Here is an 18,455-nt window from a genome sequence, read left to right as displayed (position 1 = left end):
TGGTACTGCAGGGGGGACCCTGTGGGAGAGTAGGACACCGCCGGACTTCTTTTAAGCAAATGGCCACCCATCGTTGGGTGGCCATTTTGCGTTAACAACATCTAGAACAGGGAGCATCATGCCGGAAGACCAAGAGCGCCGTCCGCGTCGCAACGACGACAATGGATCGCGCGGTCACCGTCCTTCCGGCGGACGCCCCGACCAGAACCGCAGCAGCGGCCCCCGTCGTGATGACGCATCCCGTTCGGGTGGGTACAACCGCGACAACCGCGATGGTGGTGCTCCTCGCTCGGGTGGGTACAACCGCGACGGTGGCGCCCCTCGCACCGGTGGGTACAACCGTGACGGTGGTGCTCCTCGCACGGGTGGCTACAACCGCGATAACCGCGATGGCGGCGCTCCTCGCACGGGTGGCTACAACCGCGACAACCGCGACGGTGGAGCCCCTCGTTCCGGCGGTTACAACCGCGATGGTGGTGCTCCTCGCACGGGTGGGTACAACCGGGACAACCGCGATGGCGGTGCTCCCCGCACGGGTGGCTACAACCGCGACAACCGCGATGGCGGCGCTCCTCGTTCGGGTGGGTACAACCGGGACAACCGCGATGGCGGCGCTCCTCGTTCGGGTGGGTACAACCGGGACAACCGTGATGGTGGCGCTCCTCGCACGGGTGGGTACAACCGGGACAACCGCGATGGTGGAGCTCCTCGCACGGGTGGCTACAACCGTGACAACCGCGATGGTGGAGCCCCTCGCACGGGTGGCTACAACCGCGATAACCGCGATGGTGGAGCCCCTCGCACGGGTGGGTACAACCGTGACAACCGTGACGGCGGTGCTCCTCGCACGGGTGGGTACAACCGTGACAACCGCGATGGCGGTGCTCCTCGCACGGGTGGCTACAACCGCGACAACCGCGACGGTGGTGCTCCCCGCACGGGTGGCTACAACCGCGACAACCGCGACGGTGGCGCTCCCCGCACGGGTGGCTACAACCGTGACAACCGCGACGGTGGCGCTCCCCGCACGGGTGGGTACAACCGCGATAACCGCGATGGTGGTGCTCCTCGTTCGGGTGGGTACAACCGCGATAACCGTGATGGTGGCGCGCCCCGCACGGGCGGCTACAACCGCGATAACCGTGATGGTGGCGCTCCCCGCACGGGTGGCTACAACCGTGACAACCGCGACGGTGGCGCGCCCCGCACGGGCGGCTACAACCGCGACAACCGCGACGGCGGCGCCCCTCGCACGGGCGGCTACAACCGCGACAACCGCGACGGTGGAGCCCCCCGCACAGGCGGATACAACCGCGATGACCGTGCACCCCGCCAGGACCGTGACTCGTCTCGCTCCTACCCGCAGCGCGGGGGAGCGGGTCGCGAGCGTCCCGTCCAGGCCGATGGTGATCGTCCGCGGTTCAACGACCCGCACATCCCCGACGAGGTCACCGCGCGCGACCTGCACACCTCCGCTCGCAACGAGCTGAAGACGCTGAGCAAGGAGAACGCCGACCTCGTCGCGCGTCACCTGGCCATGGCATCCCGTCTCATCGACGAAGACCCCGCGCTCGCTCACGAGCACGCCCTCGCGGCGTCGCGTCGCGCAGGTCGTATCGCCATCGTCCGCGAGACGCTCGGCATCACGGCCTATGCGACCGAGGACTTCGCGCTTGCCCTCCGCGAGCTGCGCACCTACCGTCGCATCTCCGGCAAGGACGACCAGATCGCCCTCATGGTCGACAGCGAGCGCGGTATCGGCCGCCCCGACCGTGCGCTCGAGACCGGCCGCGCGATCGACCGTTCCGCTCTCACCACCCCCGTCCGTGTCTCGCTGGCGATCGCCATGTCGGGCGCACGTCTGGACCAGGGCGACCTGGAACTCGCACTCGGCGAGCTCGAGATCCCGGAACTCGACCCGGACCGCGCGTTCGAGTGGAGCCCCGCGCTCTTCGCCGCTCGTGCCGCCGTTCTCGAAGATCTGGGACGCAACGACGAGGCTGAGTTCTGGGCGCACCGTGCCGAGGTCGCTGCCGAAGCACTCGGTGTCGACGAGGCCGGCGACGAGGAGATCATCATCGAGGACGGCCTCATCGAGGGCGAATTCGACGACGAGGGCCACGCTGAGCAGCCCGTCGTTGAAGACTCGGACGCTGATGCGGCCGAAACCGTCACGGACGATGCAGATGCAGATGCAGATGCAGACGCAGTCGCAGACGCCGAGATCGAGCCCGAACCGTCGATCGACGACGAGGTGCGCGAGCTTCTCGGCGAGGGCCACGACGAGGACGACGAGACCGAGCCCAAGTCCGACGAGTCCGATTCCGCCCCCGAGGACGAGAAGCGCTCCGCATCCGATTCCTCCGAGGAGGCGTAGTGGGGTTGTTCTCGAAGAAGCCTGCGCTTCGGACGCCTCTCGACGGGGTGGATGCCGTGCTGGCCGACCTCGACGGCGTCGTCTACGCGGGTCCGGGCGCTCTGCCACACGCAGTGGAGAGCCTCAACGCCGCCGCGGCATCTGCGCGACTCGGGTACATCACGAACAACGCGTCGCGCACCGATGCCTCGGTAGCCGAGCACCTGACGAGCCTCGGGCTCGATGTCGCTCCGGCTGATGTGATCATCAGCCCCCAGGCGGCGATGCGCCTCCTCGCCGGGATCGTCCCGCCTCCGGCGACGCTCCTGATCGTCGGGGGAGCTGGACTCGTCGACGAGGCGGAGAAAGCCGGCTACACGGTGACCCGCAGCGCTGAGGATGCTCCGGACGCCGTCGTGCAGGGGTTCGCTCCCGAAGTGGCGTGGACCGATCTGGCCGAGGCCGCCTTCGCGCTGAAGGTGCCTGAAGAGGACGGCGGCATCCCCTGGATCGCCACCAACACCGACTGGACGATCCCCCGTGAACGCGGTGTCGCGCCCGGCAACGGGACGCTCGTGTCCGCCGTGCACACGGCCATCGGCCGTCTCGCGACCGTCGCAGGAAAGCCCGAGACTCCGATCTTCGAGGAGGCGACGGAGCGTTTCGGCGCGAAGAAGCCCCTGTTCATCGGAGACCGCCTCGACACCGACATCCTCGGTGCCGTCCGTGCAGGCATCGACTCCGCGCTCGTGCTCACGGGCATCGACCGCCCCAAGCACGTGCTCGCGGCTCCTGAGGGATCCCGGCCGACGTACATCCTCAGCGACCTCCGGGAACTGCATGAGCCGTACCCCGAGGTCACGTCGAAAGACGGCGTCCATTCGGTCAACGGCGCATCCGTGCGCGTCGTGGGAGCTGACGTCGAGATCGTCGCCGAGGGCGACTCGCAGATCGACCTGTTGCGCGCCGGTGCGGCCGCGATCTGGGCATCCGGAACTCCGGTGTTCGTGCTTCGCGTACCCGAGCGTCTCTACGACGACCCGTTCCACCGTCCCTGATCGGCGCCGGCGCGGGCCAGGTGGCTCCCGCCGCCGTGGCTCCGTCGAGTTGTCGGCCCCGCCGCGTACAGTAGAGCCGTGAGCGATGAGACGACGAACGCACCGACCGACGGTCTGTGGAGTCGCCTGCGCCTGATCGAGGGTCAGCCTCTCGCTGCCCGGGCGGGCGCATACTCCGGGCTGCATGACGAACTCTCCCGCCGCCTCGACAGCGGCGCGAAGCTCGATCAGCGCGACGCACCGGGCGCCTGATGACGCGACTCGATGCCGCCCTCGCCGCGCGAGGTCTCGCCCGTTCGCGCACTCACGCCGCCACTCTGATCGCGGAAGGTGTGGTGAGCATCGACGGCCGACCGGTGGTGAAGGCCTCGACGCCCGTCGCTGATTCCGCCGAGATCACCGTCGCCGCGACCGATCACTACGTCGGGCGGGCGGCCCACAAGCTGATCGCCGCACTCGACGGCTTCGCGATCTCTGTCGAGGGGCGCCTCGCGCTCGACATGGGAGCCTCCACGGGCGGGTTCACCCAGGTGCTCCGCGAGCGCGGAGCTCGTCGGGTTCTCGCTGTCGACGTCGGGCACGACCAGATGGCGTCGTCCATCGCGGCCGACCCGGCGGTCGTTCTCGTCGAGGGGTATAACGTCCGTCACATGACGCCCGAGAATCTGAAGGACGTCACGGGTGAGACCGAGGCTCCCGACCTGATCGTCGGCGATCTCTCCTTCATCTCCCTCGAGCTCGTCCTTCCCGCAGTCGCGGGCGTCGCCGCGCCTACGTCCGACATCGTGCTGCTGGTGAAACCGCAGTTCGAGGTCGGGCGCACCGCGGTGCGCGGCGGGCTCGTCACCGACCCCGCGACTCGTGCCGACGCCGTGGCTCGCACCGCATGGAGCGCATTCGACGCAGGACTCGGGATGCTAGGCATCCTTCCCTCCCCGATCCTGGGGACGCACGGCAACTCGGAGTATCTTCTGCACCTCGCGTCGGGGCGCGGAAGCGATCCGTCAGAATGGTCGGACCGCATCAACACACTGGCAGGGAGACGATGAACGAGCGCAACATCCTGGTCGTCGCCCACGCCGGGCGCGAGGACACGGTCGAGGCAGCCCGGAAGGTGATCGACGAGCTGCGCGGGGCCGGTGCGCGCCCGGTGCTCGCGGCCGACGACAGCGTCGACCTGCGCGCGGTCGACCCTCGCTTCGCCGACGTCGACGTGCTCGGTGAGACGGTGCAGCAGGACGAACTCGAACTCGCCATCGTCCTCGGAGGCGACGGCACGATCCTCCGTGCCGCCGAGCTCGTGCGCGGCTGCGCGGCACCGGTGCTCGGCATCAACATGGGCCACGTCGGCTTCCTCGCCGAGATCGATCGCGACGACATGGACGCTGCCGTGCGCCGCGTCATCGACCGCGACTACGATGTCGAAGACCGTCTGGCCCTGTCTGTGCGGGTCAAGGACGTCGACGGCACGGTCGTGTACGAGACCTTCGCCTTGAATGAGGCGACGGTCGAGAAGGCCAGCCGTGAGCGCATGATCGAGGTCGTGCTCGAGATCGACGGACTCCCGCTGTCGAGCTTCGGCTGCGACGGCATGGTCGTGTCGACCCCGACAGGGTCCACCGCCTACAACTTCTCGGCAGGCGGCCCTGTCATCTGGCCGAGCGTCGAGGCCATCGCCGTCGTACCGCTCTCAGCGCACGCGCTGTTCGCGAAGCCGCTCGTCGTGAGCCCGGATGCCGCAGTGGCGATCGAGATGCTCGAAGGCACCTCGGGCGCCGGCATCCTCTGGTGCGACGGGCGACGATCGCACGACCTCCCGCCGGGTGCGCGTGTCGTGGTGCGGCGCTCGTCGCGCCCCGTGCGGCTCGCCCGTCTGCACCCCACCGCGTTCACGAACCGGCTGGTGCGCAAGTTCCAGCTGCCGGTCGCGGGCTGGCGGGGACAGGGGCCGATCGCATGATCGAGGAGATGCGGATGCAGGGGCTCGGCGTGATCGCCGACGCCGTGCTGCCTCTCGGCGCAGGTTTCACCGCGATCACGGGCGAGACCGGTGCGGGCAAGACCATGGTCGTGACGGGCCTCGGGTTGTTGCTCGGACAGCGTGCGGACTCCGGCGCGGTGCGCGCAGGAGCGACGCACGCATCGGTCGCCGGGGTCTGGATCGTGCCTGAGACGGGCGACGTCGCCGACATCGTCGCGGATGCCGGGGGAGAGCTGGAGCCCGCAGGAGCGGGCGCTGCCGAGCTGTATGTGTCGCGCACGCTCAGCGCCGAGGGGCGCAGCCGAGCGAGCGTCGGAGGCCGCGCAGCCCCCGCGGGGGTGCTCTCCGCCCTTGCCGAGGAACTCGTCGTCGTCCACGGACAGTCCGAGCAGCTTCGACTGCGCTCATCCGCGGCTCAGCGCGATGCCCTCGACCGCTTCGGAGGTGCGTCCATCGCCACTGCGCTCGAGGCGTACTCCTCGTCGTTCGCGCGCTGGCGTGAGCTCGACGCCGAGATCACCGACATCACGGAGAACCGCGATCGACGGGCCGAAGAGGCCGCGCGCCTGCGCGAAGCCCTCGCCCTGATCGAGGCAGCTGCGCCCGAGCCAGGCGAGGACGTCGAGCTGTCCGCGCGGGCCGAACGCCTGGCGAATGCGGAGGAGCTCCGTCTCGCCGCCTCCCTGGCCCACGGCGCGCTTTCGAACGAAGAGGGCGAGCCCGACGCATCCGCCCTGATCGCCGAAGCGCGTCGAGCGCTCGAGCGCGTCTCCGACACGTCTCTCACCGAGATCTCCGCCGGCCTCGCCGACATCGGCTATCGCATCGCCGATGTCGCAGGCCAGCTGTCCGCGTACCTTGCCGATCTCGACGAGACCGGCCCGCATGAGCTCGCAGCGGTCGAGGAGCGCCGCGCGGCCCTCGGAACCCTGATCCGCGCGCACGGCTCGCTCGATGAGGCACTGGAACTCTGGCAGACGGGTTCTGCTCGACTCGCCGAACTCGACGACGACGGCGAGCGACTGGATCGGCTCGAGGCGGAACGCGACGCCGCTCGCAGAGAACTCGACGCCCGAGCCGATGCGCTGACCGCGGAGCGCACGGCAGCCGCCGCGAAGCTCGGCGTCGCCGTGAGTGATGAGCTGCACGCGCTCGCCATGCCCGACGCCCGACTCGAAGTGGCAGTCACACCGGGTGCCGAGAGCACGCACGGGCGCGACGATGTCGCGATCCTGCTGGCGCCGCACCCCGGAGCCGAGCCGCGCTCGGTCGGCAAGGGGGCGTCCGGGGGAGAGCTCTCCCGTGTCATGCTCGCGATCGAGGTCGTGATCGCCGGAACAGACCCCGTTCCGACCTTCGTGTTCGACGAGGTCGATGCCGGCATCGGCGGGGCCGCGGCGATCGAAGTCGGACGACGACTCGCCCGACTCGCGGAGAAGTCGCAGGTCATCGCGGTGACACATCTCGCGCAGGTCGCGGCGTTCGCTACGAACCACCTGTCGGTCGTCAAATCCCACGATGGCGCGGTCACGGCGTCGAGCGTCCGCCGTCTGGAAGGGGAGGAACGCGAGGCAGAGATGGCCCGACTGCTCTCCGGGCTGACCGATTCGGACGCGGCGATCACCCATGCTCGGGAACTTCTCACCCTCGGCACCTCCACTGACTGATAGGATCGAAGCCCGTGATGAACTCTTCTTCTGCGGGGCCCAAGAACGACACGACCAAGCACATCTTTGTGACGGGTGGTGTCGTTTCGTCTTTGGGTAAGGGGCTCACTGCCGCAAGCCTCGGAAACCTTCTGACGGCACGCGGACTCCGCGTCGTCATGCAGAAGCTCGACCCGTATCTGAACGTCGATCCGGGCACGATGAACCCGTTCCAGCACGGCGAGGTCTTCGTCACGGACGACGGCGCCGAGACCGATCTCGACATCGGGCACTACGAGCGCTTCCTCGACATCAACCTGTCGCAGGCCGCCAACGTCACGACCGGCCAGATCTATTCGCAGGTCATCGCCCGCGAGCGCCGCGGGGAGTACCTCGGCGACACCGTGCAGGTCATCCCGCACATCACCGACGAGATCAAGCGGCGCATGCGTCTGCAGGCGACCGAGGACCCCCGTCCCGACGTCATCATCACCGAGGTCGGCGGCACGGTCGGCGACATCGAGTCCCAGCCGTTCCTCGAGGCGGCACGTCAGCTCCGCCACGAACTCGGTCGCGACAGCGTGTTCTTCGTGCACGTGTCTCTCGTGCCCTTCATGGGCGCGTCCGGCGAGCAGAAGACCAAGCCCACCCAGCACTCGGTCGCCGCCCTCCGCCAGGTCGGCATCCAGCCCGACGCACTCGTGCTGCGCAGCGACCGTCCGGTCAGCGAGAGCAACCGCAACAAGATCGCGCTCATGTGCGACGTCGACGCCGAGGGCGTCATCAACACGGTCGACCTGCCGAGCATCTACGACATCCCGTCGACGCTCAACGACCAGGGCCTCGACTCGTACATCGTGCGTCGACTCGGCCTCGACCAGAAGGCCGCAGATGAGGTCGACTGGTCGCGCTGGAGCAAGGTGCTGCACGCGGTGCACAACCCCAAGCACGAAGTGACGATCGGTCTGGTCGGCAAGTACATCGACCTCCCCGACGCCTACCTCTCGGTCACCGAAGCCCTCAAAGCCGGCGGCTTCGCCCAGGAGACCAAGGTCAACATCCGCTGGATCCCCTCCGACCGCTGCGAGACCCCCGAGGGCGCGCAGGAGCAGCTCGCCGCGCTCGACGGCATCTGCGTGCCCGGTGGATTCGGCATCCGCGGCATCGAGGGCAAGCTCGGCGCGCTGAAGTTCGCACGCGAGCAGGGCATCCCCACGCTCGGCCTCTGCCTCGGCCTGCAGTGCATGGTCATCGAGTACGCTCGCGACGTGGCCGGCATCGCCGGAGCATCTTCGAGCGAGTTCGACCCCGAGACCACCGAGCCCGTCATCGCGACGATGGCCGAGCAGGTCGAGATCCTCGACGGCGGCGACCTGGGCGGCACGATGCGTCTCGGCCTCTACAAGGCTGCGCTGGCCGAGGGGTCGCTGGCGAGTGAGCTGTACGGTGCCCCGGAGGCCTCGGAGCGCCACCGCCACCGCTACGAGGTCAACAACGCGTACCGCACACGTCTGTCCGAGGCCGGTCTCGTCTTCTCGGGCCTGAATCCCGAACTCGACCTTGTCGAGTACGTCGAGCTTCCGCGCGACGTGCACCCGTACTACATCGCCACGCAGGCCCATCCCGAGCTCCGCTCGCGTCCGACCGACCCGCACCCGCTGTTCCGAGGTCTGGTCGGAGCCGCGATCGAGCGTCACCGCTCGAGTGAGCTCTTCGACGTCGAAGCCGATGCCTGAGTTCGGCGGGAGCCGTTGCATGAGTTCGGCGGAGCCGATGCGTGAGTTCGGCGGAGCCGATGCGTGAGTTCGGCGGAGCCGATGCCTGAGCTCGACGTGCTGCGGGACGAGCCCTTCGAGCCCGAGGTCCTCCACAGCGAGGTCGGGTTCGAGGGCGTCGTCTGGAACGTGCGCGACGAACGCGTGCGCTACGGCGACGGCGAGATCCGCCGCCAGTATGTCGCGCACACGGGCGCCGTCGCGATCCTCGCGCTCGACGACGACGGGCGCGTGCTGCTGATCCAGCAGTATCGGCACCCGATCCGTCACCGCGACTGGGAGCTGCCTGCCGGCCTGCTCGACATGCCGGGGGAGGAGCCCGTCGAGGCTGCTCGCCGCGAGCTCGCCGAGGAAGCCGACCTGGTGGCCGCCGACTGGGAGCCCCTCGTCTCGTCGTGGACCACACCCGGTGGCAACGACGAGGTGATCCACATCTTCCTCGCGACGGGCATCTCGGCAGCGTCGTCCGCGCATGCGCGGGAGGACGAAGAGGCCGACATCCGCGTCGAATGGGTTCCTCTCGACGACGCAGTCAGCGCCGTGCTCGACGGCCGCATGCGCAACGGCATCCTCAGCATCGGTGTGCTCGCGGCCGCGCAGAGGCTGCGCGACCGGAGCTGAGCATGCAGCTCGATCGTGCGTTGGACACGTATCTGCGTCACGTCACGATCGAACGCGGGCTGAGCGAGCACACGATCGCCGCGTATCGCCGAGATCTCGGCGGCTACCTGGAGTGGTTGGATGCCGCGGGCATCGTAGACACAGCCGAGATCACGCCGGCGGTCGTCGGACGCTTCATCGCGGATCGCTCTTCGGCCGACCCGGCACCGGCCGCGACCAGCCTCGCCCGACTGCAGTCGTCCGTTCGGGGGTGGCACCGGTTCCTCGCCCGCGAGGGCATCGAGGACGACGACCCCAGCGGCCGTCTGCGTCCGCCCAAGGCTCCGCAGCGCCTGCCCAAGGCGCTGACCATCGACCAGGTCGAGCGGCTTCTCGGTGCGCCGAGCGCCGAGGATCCCCTCGGCATCCGCGACCGGGCACTGCTCGAGCTGCTCTACGCGACCGGCGCGCGGGTGTCGGAGGCTGTGGGTCTCGACGTCGACGACCTCGCCCACGGCGATGTCCTGCGGCTTCGGGGCAAGGGATCGAAGGAGCGCATCGTTCCGGTCGGATCGTTCGCCCGCGCGGCGGTGGACGCGTACCTCACGCGGGTGCGGCCGGGCCTCGCGGCGAAGGGGCGAGCGTCGGCCCGTCTGTTCCTCGGTGCGCGCGGTGCTCCGCTGTCTCGGCAGAGCGCGTGGCTCGTGATCCGTGCGGCAGCCGAGCAGGCGCAGATCACCGCCGAGGTCTCTCCGCACACCCTGCGCCACTCGTTCGCGACGCATCTGCTGCAGGGCGGCGCCGACGTACGCGTGGTGCAGGAGCTGCTCGGGCATGCATCGGTGGCGACGACGCAGATCTACACGCACGTGTCGGTGGACACCCTGCGCGACATCTATGCGACCGCCCACCCCCGGGCCCGTTGACTCGCCACGCGCGGGCGGCGCGGCGAAAACGCGGGATCGCCGGGGCTGAGGCGTCGATCCCCCCGGGCGATCGCTAGAATCGACCAAGCACGAAGGAGCAGGAGAATCGGTGGCTGAGAACGCGGCGAAGTCCAGGGCGAAGACGTCGAAGACCGACGACACACCCATGGGACCCACCGGGCGTCCCTATCACGGCTTCGCGACCCCGGAACCGCTCGCCTCGCACGGTCCCGCTCGCATCATCGCCCTGTGCAACCAGAAGGGCGGCGTCGGCAAGACGACGACGTCGATCAACCTCGCCGCGGCACTCGCCGAATACGGTCGCAAGGTGCTCGCCGTCGACTTCGACCCCCAGGGCGCGCTGTCGGCCGGCCTCGGCATCCAGACGCACGACGTGCCGACCATCTACGATCTGCTGCTCGACACGAAGCGCGATGCGCACGACGCGATCGTGCAGTCGGGCGTCGAGGGGCTCGACGTGATGCCCGCCAACATCGACCTGTCCGCCGCCGAGGTGCACCTCGTCAACGAGGTCGCGCGTGAGACGATCCTCGCCCGCGTGCTGCGTCAGGTGGCGGGGGAGTACGACGTCATCCTCATCGACTGCCAGCCGTCGCTGGGTCTGCTGACCGTCAACGCGCTGACTGCCGCGCACGGCGTGATCATCCCGCTCGAGTGCGAGTTCTTCGCGTTGCGCGGTGTGGCGCTGCTGATCGAGACCATCGACAAGGTGCGCGACCGGCTGAACCCGTCGATCACGATGGACGGCCTCCTCGCCACGATGTACGACCCGCGCACGCTGCATTCGCGCGAGGTGCTCGAGCGCGTGGTCGAGGCGTTCGGAGACGACGTGCTCGAGACCGTGATCGGGCGCACGGTGAAGTTCCCCGACGCATCGGTCTCCGGTGTGCCCATCACCGAGTTCGCACCGGAGCACGCCGCCGCCCAGGCGTACCTGCGGCTGGCGCGGGAGCTGGTCGCCCGTGGCGCTGTCGCCTGAGGTCGAGCCGTCCGACACCGCGGCTGAGGCCGCAGCCACGGCTGCCGAGGGACCGGCACCTGCCGATCTCAGCGAGCCACCTGTCGCCGATCCCGGATTCCGGGTGTCGCTGGCGAACTTCGACGGACCGTTCGACCTGCTGCTCACTCTCATCTCGAAGCATGAGATGGACATCACCGAGGTGTCGCTGAGCGCCGTCACGAACGAGTTCATCGCGTACCTCAAGGAGCTCGACGACGACGAGGAGCTCGACCAGGCCTCCGAGTTCCTGGTGGTCGCGGCGACCCTGCTCGACATGAAGGTCGCCGGTCTCCTGCCGCAGGGCGAACTGGTGGATGCCGAGGCCGTGGCGCTGCTCGAAGCCCGCGATCTGCTCTTCGCACGCCTCCTGCAGTACCGTGCGTTCAAAGAGGTCGCGACGTGGTTCGCCCGCTGCCTGCAACGCGAGGATCGCCGCCATGTGCGGGCCGTGCGTCTGGACGAGAAGCATCGCAAGAAGACACCCGAGCTCGTCTGGTCGCTCAGCGCCGACGACTTCGCCGCGCTGGCTCTGCTGGCGTTCGCGCCGAAGGAGATCCCTCACGTCGGGCTCGATCACCTGCACGCCCCGCTCGTGAGCATCCGGGAGCAGGCCGCGATCGTCGTGACCCTGTTGCGCGCCACCGAATCCGTGAGCTTCCGCGAGCTGGTCGCGGGGGTGACCGAGCCCGGGATCGTCGTCGCGCGTTTCATCTCCGTTCTGGAGCTGTACCGTCACGCCGCGCTGTCCTTCGAACAACTGGAACCGCTCGGCGAGCTGACGCTGCGCTGGGCCGCCGACTCCTGGTCGGACGAGACTCTGGCATCTCTGGGAGCCGACTATGACCGATGACGTGACAGAAGCCCCGACCGACCAGGTCGTCCGCGAATCGCCTCTCTCCGAACGGATCGAGGCGATCCTGCTGATCATCGACGAGCCGATCGGTCTCGTCGCTCTCGCGGCCGCGGTGGGCTCGCCCGTCGCTGCGGTGCGGCAGACGATCGAGACGCTCGTCGACGACTACGACGGCAAGGGGCAGGGACCACGGCGAGGGTTCGAGCTGCGCGAGGTCGGCGGCGGGTGGCGTCTCTACGTCCGCGAGGATCACGACGACGTGGTCGCCGAGTTCGTCGGTGGGCAGGCGCCCGCGCGTCTGTCGCAGGCCGCGCTCGAGACTCTCGCGGTGATCGCCTACAAGCAGCCGGTCACACGCAGCCAGGTCGCGTCGATTCGTGCGGTGAACGTCGATTCCGTGGTGCGCACGTTGCTCGCGCGCGGCCTCATCACGGAGCTGTTCGCGGACTCCGAGACCGGCGCGATCAACTACGGCACCAGCGACGCACTCCTGCAGCACCTGGGCATCAACTCGCTCGACGAGCTGCCCCCCATCTCTCCTCTGCTCGATGACGGCGCAGACGGCTTCGACGAAGGGACCATCCGATGACTTCATCCGATCCGATCGGATCGAACGCGGTCGGTACGTCACAGCGTCGCGGGTTCGACGAAGGGACCATCCGATGATCGGGGTTCCGACGACGGCCGTTCGCGTGGTCTCGACGCAGAGTTTCCGTTTCAACGAAGGGACCATCCGATGAGCGGCTTCGAGACACCCGAGGGCGTGCGCCTGCAGAAGGTTCTGTCAGCGGCGGGCGTGGCCTCGCGGCGCGTGATCGAGCAGTACATCGTCGAAGGACGCATCCGTGTGAACGGCGTGACCGTGACCGAGCTCGGCCGGCGCGTCGACCCCGAGAACGATCTCATCGACGTCGACGGCACCGCTGTGCAGCTCGATGTGTCGAAGCGCTATGTGATGCTCAACAAGCCCACCGGCGTCGTGAGCAGCCTGCGTGACGAGAACGGCCGCCCCGACCTCCGCCGGTTCACCGACGACTATGAGGAGCGCCTCTACAACGTCGGACGTCTGGATGCCGAGACCAGCGGCCTGCTGGTCCTGACGAACGACGGCGACCTCGCACACGTGCTCGCGCACCCGTCGTTCGGCGTCACCAAGGTCTACATCGCCAAGGTCGAGGGCGAGGTAACGGCGCAGACGATCTCGAAGCTCACCAAGGGGCTCGAGCTCGAGGACGGGCCGATCGCCGCAGACAAGGCCCGCCTGCTCGACACCTCCCGTGGATCGAGCCTCGTGGAGCTGACCCTGCACTCCGGGCGCAACCGGATCGTGCGCAGGATGCTGGCCGCGGTCGGCCACCCCGTCACCGAGCTCGTGCGTCGGCAGTTCGGCCCGCTGCACCTGGGAACCCTCCCGGTTGGGAAGACGCGCGAACTGACTAAAATCGAACTGGGCGCGCTCTTGACTCTGTCGCGCCGTGATTCCGGTGTCGCCGCGGCGCCAGGCGAGCAGCAGGAGAACGAGTGACCGATACGACGAGTGCGCCCACGGGGGCCCGGAGTTCTGTCGCGCCGCGAATCGCGGCCAGGCTCTCCGGAACCGTGCGGGTCGTCGGCGCCGGTCTGCTCGGTGCGAGCATCGGCCACGCGCTCCGCGCCAAGGGCATCGACGTCGTCCTCGCTGACACCTCACCCGCACAGCTGCGCCTCGCGATCGACTACGGCGCAGGTCGTGCCGTCGCAGACGACGACGCACCGGCGCTCATCGTCGTCGCCGTGCCGCCTGATGTCACGGCCGACGTGATCGAGGCGGAGCTCGCCCGATTCCCCGATGCGGTCGTCACCGACGTCGCGAGCGTGAAGCTCGAACCCTTCCGCAGCCTGCGCGACCGCGGCGTCGACATCACCCGCTACATCGGCTCTCACCCGCTCGCCGGACGCGAGCGCGGCGGAGCGATCTCCGCGCGCGCCGACCTCTTCATCGGTCGCCCCTGGGTCGTCTGCCGCGATGCCGACACCAGGGCGGCAGACCTCGCTCTCGTCGAGGCCCTCGCGCTCGATGTCGGCGCGATGCCGCTCGAGATGACCCCGGAGGAGCACGACCGCTCCGTCGCGCTCACGTCGCACGTCCCGCAGGTCGTCGCCAGCCTCCTCGCCGGACGACTCGCGGTGGCCGATGAGGGTGCGCTGCGCCTGTCAGGCCAGGGAGTGCGTGACACGACGCGCATCGCGGCATCCGCTCCCGAGCTCTGGGTGCAGATCCTCGGTGCGAATGCCGAGCCCGTCGTGGAGATCCTCGACGCTTTGGCAGCCGATCTCCGTGAGGTGTCGGATGCGCTGCGCGCGCCCGAGGCACCCGGTGCCCGGCGCGTGGTCGCCGAGACGATCCGGCAGGGCAACGACGGCGTCGAGCGTCTGCCGGGCAAGCACGGTCAGAACCAGAGGTTCGAGTCCCTCGTCGTCATGATCGACGACACCGCAGGTCAGCTCGGTCGACTGTTCGGAGAGCTCGGCGAGCTCGGCGTGAACGTCGAGGACCTCCGCCTCGAGCACTCGCCGGGCGCTCAGTTCGGTCTCGCCGAGATCAGCGTCGAGCCCGCTGCACTGCACGGGGCGATCACCGGACTCCAGGAACGCGGCTGGCGGATTGCAGGTACCACCAATGACTGACTTCATCGCCATCGACGGACCCGCCGGCTCCGGCAAATCCAGCGTCTCCAAGGCCGTCGCCCGCAAGCTCGGATTCGGCTACCTCGACACCGGCTCCGCCTACCGTGCACTCGCCTGGCATGTTCTCGACCGGGGTGCGGACACGGCGGATGCCGAAGCGGTCCTCGCCGCCGTCGCCGAGTTCCCGGTGCGACTGGGCCTCGATCCTGACGACCGCACAGTGCAGGTAGGAGACGCGGATGTCACCGACGCGATCCGTGAGCCGTCGGTCTCCGGAGCCGTGAGCGGTGTGGCGCGCGTGCCCGAGGTGCGCGAGCAGGTCAATCGTCTGTTCCGTTCTCTCGTCGCCGATGCGCCGTACCCTGCCGTCGTCGTCGAGGGGCGGGACATCACGACCGTCGTCGCCCCGGATGCGCCCGTGCGCATCCTTCTCACGGCCGCTCCCGAGGTGCGCGCCGCACGACGTGTCGGCGAGCTCGCCGGCGAGAACGCCGAGGCCGTCGCCGCCGCATTGCACAAGCGCGACGCATCCGACAGCGCCGTCGTCGACTTCCTGAACGCCGCAGAGGGCGTCGAGGTCGTCGATTCGACGGAGCTCGATTTCCCACAGACCATCGACGCCGTCCTCACGGTGATCGAACGAATCCGAGGAGTACAGCATGGCTGACGACGAATACGAAGGCGGCCCCGACCAGCTCGCCGAGAAGATGGAGCAGCTCGACGAGCAGCTCGCCGAGGCGCGCGCCGAGACGCTGCGCGCCGGTCTCGCCGACTATGACCTGGACGACGAGGATGCTGCGCTCCTCGCCGGGATCACGATGGGCGAGGACGGGATCCAGTTCTTCCCCGCACTGCCGGTCGTGGCGATCGTCGGTCGACCGAACGTCGGCAAGTCCGCTCTCGTGAACCGCATCCTCGGCCGCCGTGAGGCCGTCGTCGAGGACACCCCCGGTGTGACCCGCGACCGCGTGACGTACAAGGCCGAATGGGCCGACCGTCGCTTCTCGCTCGTCGACACCGGCGGCTGGGAGCCCGACGCTCGCGGTATCGACCGCTCCGTCGCCGCTCAGGCCGAGGTCGCGATCGATCTCGCCGACGTCGTGCTGTTCGTCGTCGACGCGATGGTCGGCGCCACGTCGACCGACGAGCACGTCGTGAAGCTGCTCCGCAAGAGCGGCAAGCCCGTCTTCCTCGTCGCGAACAAGATCGACGATGCCCGCCAGGAGCCCGAGGCGGCGGCTCTCTGGAACCTCGGACTCGGCGAACCGCACCCGGTCTCGGCCATCCACGGTCGTGGAGTCGCCGACCTGCTCGACGCTCTGCTGAAGACGCTTCCGGATGTCTCCGCGGTCGCGAAGGCGGAGATCGGCGGACCTCGTCGCGTCGCGATCCTCGGTCGCCCGAACGTCGGCAAGTCCTCGCTGCTCAACAAGGCAGCAGGCGAGGAGCGCGTGGTCGTCAACGACCTCGCGGGTACGACCCGCGACCCGGTCGACGAGATCGTCGAGCTCGGCGGCAAGCTGTGGCGCCTCGTCGACACCGCCGGCATCCGTCGTCGCGTGCACATGGCGCAGGGCGCTGACTTCTACGCCTCGCTGCGCACCTCGGCCGCTCTCGAGAAGGCCGAGGTTGCAGTCGTCGTCCTCGACGTCTCCGAGACGATCAGCGAGCAGGATGTGCGGATCATCGATCTCGTGCTCGAGTCCGGTCGCTCGCTCGTGCTCGCGTTCAACAAGTGGGACCGTCTGAACGACGACGACCTCGAGAACGCCGACCGCCGCCGTTATCTCGAGCGTGAGATCGAGCAGGACCTGGCGCACGTCGCCTGGGCTCCGCGCGTGAACATCTCGGCCAAGACGGGTCGTCACCTCGACAAGCTGGTGCCTGCGCTCGAGACGGCGCTCGAGAACTGGGACCGTCGCATCCCGACGGGCAAGTTCAACGCCTTCCTCGCCGAGCTCGTCGCCGAGCACCCGCACCCGCTGCGTGGAGGAAAGCAGCCGCGCATCCTGTTCGGCACCCAGGCGTCGACGCGTCCGCCGACGTTCGTGCTGTTCACCACCGGCTTCCTCGACCCGGGATACCGCCGATTCATCCAGCGTCGCCTCCGCGAGCTGTACGAGTTCGATGGAACCCCGATCGTCATCAACATGCGTGTCCGCGAGAAGCGGCAGCGCTGAGTCGCAGCCGAGTCGTCAGTTGTGCCCGCGCGTACTCGCGCGGGCACAGTTGTTTCTGCGGATGTCTACGCGAAGGTCCAGGACGTGCAATGCATTCTGGGGGTGACTGCTCGGTGAGGCTCCATTCCAGCCATCAGGGCATGCACTCTGCGGGCGCGGCTGCGGGCGTCGACGCGAGCGCCCAGTACATGCACTCTGCGGGCGCAGCCGTTCTGCGGGCATCGACGCCTGCGCCCAGGACGTGCAGCCTGTGCGCAGAGCTGTTCCCGCATATGACCCGCGCGGATGCCGATATCCGGATGCTGTGACAGGCTGAAGGGGTGACTGTCGTACCTCCCGCTGCCGGTGAACCTCGTCGCCCGGACGGGCCGCGGAACCCTGGTGATGCCTGGGTGATCGCGCCGTCAGGGGAGAAGTACTGGGGGCGCTTCGGCGCAGCCGGTCTGCTGGCGGTCGATCCGGACCGCGGGATCCTGCTGCAGCATCGGGTCTCCTGGAGTCACTTCGGCGGCACCTGGGGTCTGCCCGGTGGTGCTCTGCACGCGGGCGAGAGCGCGATCGTGGGTGCCGTGCGCGAGGCGCAGGAGGAAGCGGGTGTTCCTGACGGCTCCGTGCGACCCCGTTTCACGAGCGTCCTCGATCTGGATGTCTGGTCGTACACGACCGTGATCGCCGACGTGGTGCGGCCGTTCGAGCCGGTGATCAGCGACCCGGAGAGCGTGGCTCTCGAATGGGTGCCGGTGGACGAGGTCGACTCGCGTCCGCTGCATCCGGGGTTCGGCAGCGCCTGGCCCGTTCTGCGGGAACTGCTCGGCGTACGCCCGGCGCTGGTCGTCGACAGCGCGAACGTCGTCGGTTCCGTGCCGGACGGATGGTGGAAGGATCGGGCCGGTGCGGCAACGCGTCTCGCCTCGCGCCTGGACGGACTTCCCGTACCGGCGTCTGATCTCGGCCTCGGCGGAACGACCTGGTTCCCGCAGATCGCTCTCGTGGTCGAAGGGCAGGCGCGAGGGATAGCGACTCCCTCATCCGATGCTGCTGCGGAGGCACCCGAGCTGCTCCCTGCGGGCGGCGTCTCGATCGTGCGCGCTGAGGCGGCAGGAGACGATGCGATCGTCGCCGAGGTCGAGCACCGAGTGCACGCGGGACAGCATGTCGTCGCCGTCACGAGCGACCGTGAACTGCGGGTTCGCGTCGAGGCGGCAGGCGTCGCGCAGATCCACTCGGCCGGCTGGCTGCTGGATGTGCTGCCGCAGTAGTCGGCGCCGGGGCAGCACGCAGACAGATGGCGCGTGCAGACGGATGGCGCGCGCGGACTGATGGCGCGTGGAGCCGGATGGCGCGTGGAGCCGGATGGCGCGTGGAGACGGATGGCGCGTGGAGACGGATGCG

The 18,455-nt window shown here is 68.8% G+C and carries 18 protein-coding genes; all 18 read left to right on the top strand.

Translation table 11 applies throughout. From position 1 onward, the window contains the following. The first annotated feature begins 118 nt into the window (after positions 1-118). The 18 genes from RQG77_RS09190 (at position 119) to RQG77_RS09105 (ending at position 18,322) form a co-directional block, all read left to right on the top strand. Entirely contained in the window at positions 119-2,377 is a 2,259-nt protein-coding gene (locus RQG77_RS09190; protein WP_311244446.1) for a hypothetical protein, read from the top strand. Continuing rightward, positions 2,377-3,414 (top strand): HAD-IIA family hydrolase, encoded by a 1,038-nt coding sequence (locus tag RQG77_RS09185; protein ID WP_311244445.1) that lies wholly within the window; start codon positions 2,377-2,379, stop codon positions 3,412-3,414. Before RQG77_RS09190 ends, RQG77_RS09185 begins: the two co-directional genes overlap by 1 nt. Positions 3,415-3,492: 78 nt before the next feature. Beyond that, positions 3,493-3,666: a hypothetical protein gene (locus RQG77_RS09180; protein ID WP_311244444.1), complete on the top strand. Its 174-nt coding sequence runs from the start codon at positions 3,493-3,495 to the stop codon at positions 3,664-3,666. Beyond that, positions 3,666-4,463, top strand: coding sequence for a TlyA family RNA methyltransferase (locus RQG77_RS09175; RefSeq protein ID WP_311244443.1), 798 nt, complete (start codon positions 3,666-3,668; stop codon positions 4,461-4,463). The genes RQG77_RS09180 and RQG77_RS09175 overlap by 1 nt, the downstream gene beginning before the upstream one ends. Further along, complete coding sequence (locus RQG77_RS09170) at positions 4,460-5,374, top strand: NAD kinase (RefSeq protein WP_311244442.1); 915 nt, start codon at positions 4,460-4,462, stop codon at positions 5,372-5,374. The genes RQG77_RS09175 and RQG77_RS09170 overlap by 4 nt, the downstream gene beginning before the upstream one ends. Further along, positions 5,371-7,062, top strand: coding sequence for a DNA repair protein RecN (gene recN, locus RQG77_RS09165; RefSeq protein WP_311244441.1), 1,692 nt, complete (start codon positions 5,371-5,373; stop codon positions 7,060-7,062). Before RQG77_RS09170 ends, recN begins: the two co-directional genes overlap by 4 nt. A gap of 17 nt (positions 7,063-7,079) precedes the next feature. After that, entirely contained in the window at positions 7,080-8,777 is a 1,698-nt protein-coding gene (locus RQG77_RS09160) for a CTP synthase (protein WP_311244457.1), read from the top strand. 81 nt (positions 8,778-8,858) lie between these two features. Further along, positions 8,859-9,437, top strand: coding sequence for an NUDIX hydrolase (locus RQG77_RS09155; protein ID WP_311244440.1), 579 nt, complete (start codon positions 8,859-8,861; stop codon positions 9,435-9,437). A 2-nt stretch (positions 9,438-9,439) separates the two neighbouring features. Then, positions 9,440-10,342 carry a site-specific tyrosine recombinase XerD gene (xerD, locus tag RQG77_RS09150; RefSeq protein WP_311244439.1) on the top strand — a complete coding sequence of 301 codons (903 nt, stop codon included), beginning with the start codon at positions 9,440-9,442 and terminating at the stop codon, positions 10,340-10,342. Between the two features lie 166 nt (positions 10,343-10,508). Continuing rightward, positions 10,509-11,342, top strand: a complete 834-nt coding sequence (locus RQG77_RS09145) for a ParA family protein (protein ID WP_056311554.1) — start codon at positions 10,509-10,511, stop codon at positions 11,340-11,342. Next, positions 11,326-12,213, top strand: coding sequence for a ScpA family protein (locus RQG77_RS09140; protein WP_311244438.1), 888 nt, complete (start codon positions 11,326-11,328; stop codon positions 12,211-12,213). The genes RQG77_RS09145 and RQG77_RS09140 overlap by 17 nt, the downstream gene beginning before the upstream one ends. Then, positions 12,203-12,805, top strand: coding sequence for an SMC-Scp complex subunit ScpB (gene scpB / locus RQG77_RS09135; RefSeq protein ID WP_311244437.1), 603 nt, complete (start codon positions 12,203-12,205; stop codon positions 12,803-12,805). The genes RQG77_RS09140 and scpB overlap by 11 nt, the downstream gene beginning before the upstream one ends. A gap of 147 nt (positions 12,806-12,952) precedes the next feature. Continuing rightward, positions 12,953-13,741: a pseudouridine synthase gene (locus RQG77_RS09130; RefSeq protein ID WP_311244436.1), complete on the top strand. Its 789-nt coding sequence runs from the start codon at positions 12,953-12,955 to the stop codon at positions 13,739-13,741. Next, a complete protein-coding gene (locus RQG77_RS09125; RefSeq protein WP_311244435.1) occupies positions 13,738-14,883 on the top strand; it encodes a prephenate dehydrogenase in 1,146 nt (381 codons plus the stop codon). Before RQG77_RS09130 ends, RQG77_RS09125 begins: the two co-directional genes overlap by 4 nt. Continuing rightward, positions 14,876-15,550, top strand: coding sequence for a (d)CMP kinase (gene cmk, locus RQG77_RS09120; RefSeq protein ID WP_311244434.1), 675 nt, complete (start codon positions 14,876-14,878; stop codon positions 15,548-15,550). Before RQG77_RS09125 ends, cmk begins: the two co-directional genes overlap by 8 nt. After that, entirely contained in the window at positions 15,543-17,063 is a 1,521-nt protein-coding gene (gene der, locus RQG77_RS09115; protein ID WP_056306901.1) for a ribosome biogenesis GTPase Der, read from the top strand. The genes cmk and der overlap by 8 nt, the downstream gene beginning before the upstream one ends. A gap of 140 nt (positions 17,064-17,203) precedes the next feature. Beyond that, complete coding sequence (locus tag RQG77_RS09110; protein ID WP_311244433.1) at positions 17,204-17,371, top strand: hypothetical protein; 168 nt, start codon at positions 17,204-17,206, stop codon at positions 17,369-17,371. A gap of 12 nt (positions 17,372-17,383) precedes the next feature. Continuing rightward, the gene (locus RQG77_RS09105; RefSeq protein WP_311244432.1) at positions 17,384-18,322 is read left to right on the top strand and encodes an NUDIX hydrolase; all 939 of its coding nucleotides are present in this window, start codon (positions 17,384-17,386) and stop codon (positions 18,320-18,322) included. The last annotated feature ends 133 nt before the right edge of the window (positions 18,323-18,455 follow it).

The organism is Microbacterium sp. WCS2018Hpa-23 (genome assembly GCF_031843845.1).
Lineage (GTDB): Bacteria > Actinomycetota > Actinomycetes > Actinomycetales > Microbacteriaceae > Microbacterium.
This window is presented reverse-complemented; position numbering and strand designations above follow the sequence as displayed.

What these genes read in the sequence shown, in the direction of transcription:
- RQG77_RS09190 (WP_311244446.1), top strand. Translation starts at nt 119, where the DNA reads ATGCCGGAAGACCAAGAGCGCCGTCCGCGTCGCAACGACGACAATGGA.
- recN (WP_311244441.1), top strand. Translation starts at nt 5,371, where the DNA reads ATGATCGAGGAGATGCGGATGCAGGGGCTCGGCGTGATCGCCGACGCC.
- scpB (WP_311244437.1), top strand. Translation starts at nt 12,203, where the DNA reads ATGACCGATGACGTGACAGAAGCCCCGACCGACCAGGTCGTCCGCGAA.
- RQG77_RS09155 (WP_311244440.1), top strand. Translation starts at nt 8,859, where the DNA reads ATGCCTGAGCTCGACGTGCTGCGGGACGAGCCCTTCGAGCCCGAGGTC.
- RQG77_RS09145 (WP_056311554.1), top strand. Translation starts at nt 10,509, where the DNA reads ATGGGACCCACCGGGCGTCCCTATCACGGCTTCGCGACCCCGGAACCG.
- RQG77_RS09110 (WP_311244433.1), top strand. Translation starts at nt 17,204, where the DNA reads ATGCACTCTGCGGGCGCGGCTGCGGGCGTCGACGCGAGCGCCCAGTAC.
- cmk (WP_311244434.1), top strand. Translation starts at nt 14,876, where the DNA reads ATGACTGACTTCATCGCCATCGACGGACCCGCCGGCTCCGGCAAATCC.
- xerD (WP_311244439.1), top strand. Translation starts at nt 9,440, where the DNA reads ATGCAGCTCGATCGTGCGTTGGACACGTATCTGCGTCACGTCACGATC.
- RQG77_RS09130 (WP_311244436.1), top strand. Translation starts at nt 12,953, where the DNA reads ATGAGCGGCTTCGAGACACCCGAGGGCGTGCGCCTGCAGAAGGTTCTG.
- RQG77_RS09160 (WP_311244457.1), top strand. Translation starts at nt 7,080, where the DNA reads ATGAACTCTTCTTCTGCGGGGCCCAAGAACGACACGACCAAGCACATC.
- RQG77_RS09175 (WP_311244443.1), top strand. Translation starts at nt 3,666, where the DNA reads ATGACGCGACTCGATGCCGCCCTCGCCGCGCGAGGTCTCGCCCGTTCG.
- RQG77_RS09170 (WP_311244442.1), top strand. Translation starts at nt 4,460, where the DNA reads ATGAACGAGCGCAACATCCTGGTCGTCGCCCACGCCGGGCGCGAGGAC.
- der (WP_056306901.1), top strand. Translation starts at nt 15,543, where the DNA reads ATGGCTGACGACGAATACGAAGGCGGCCCCGACCAGCTCGCCGAGAAG.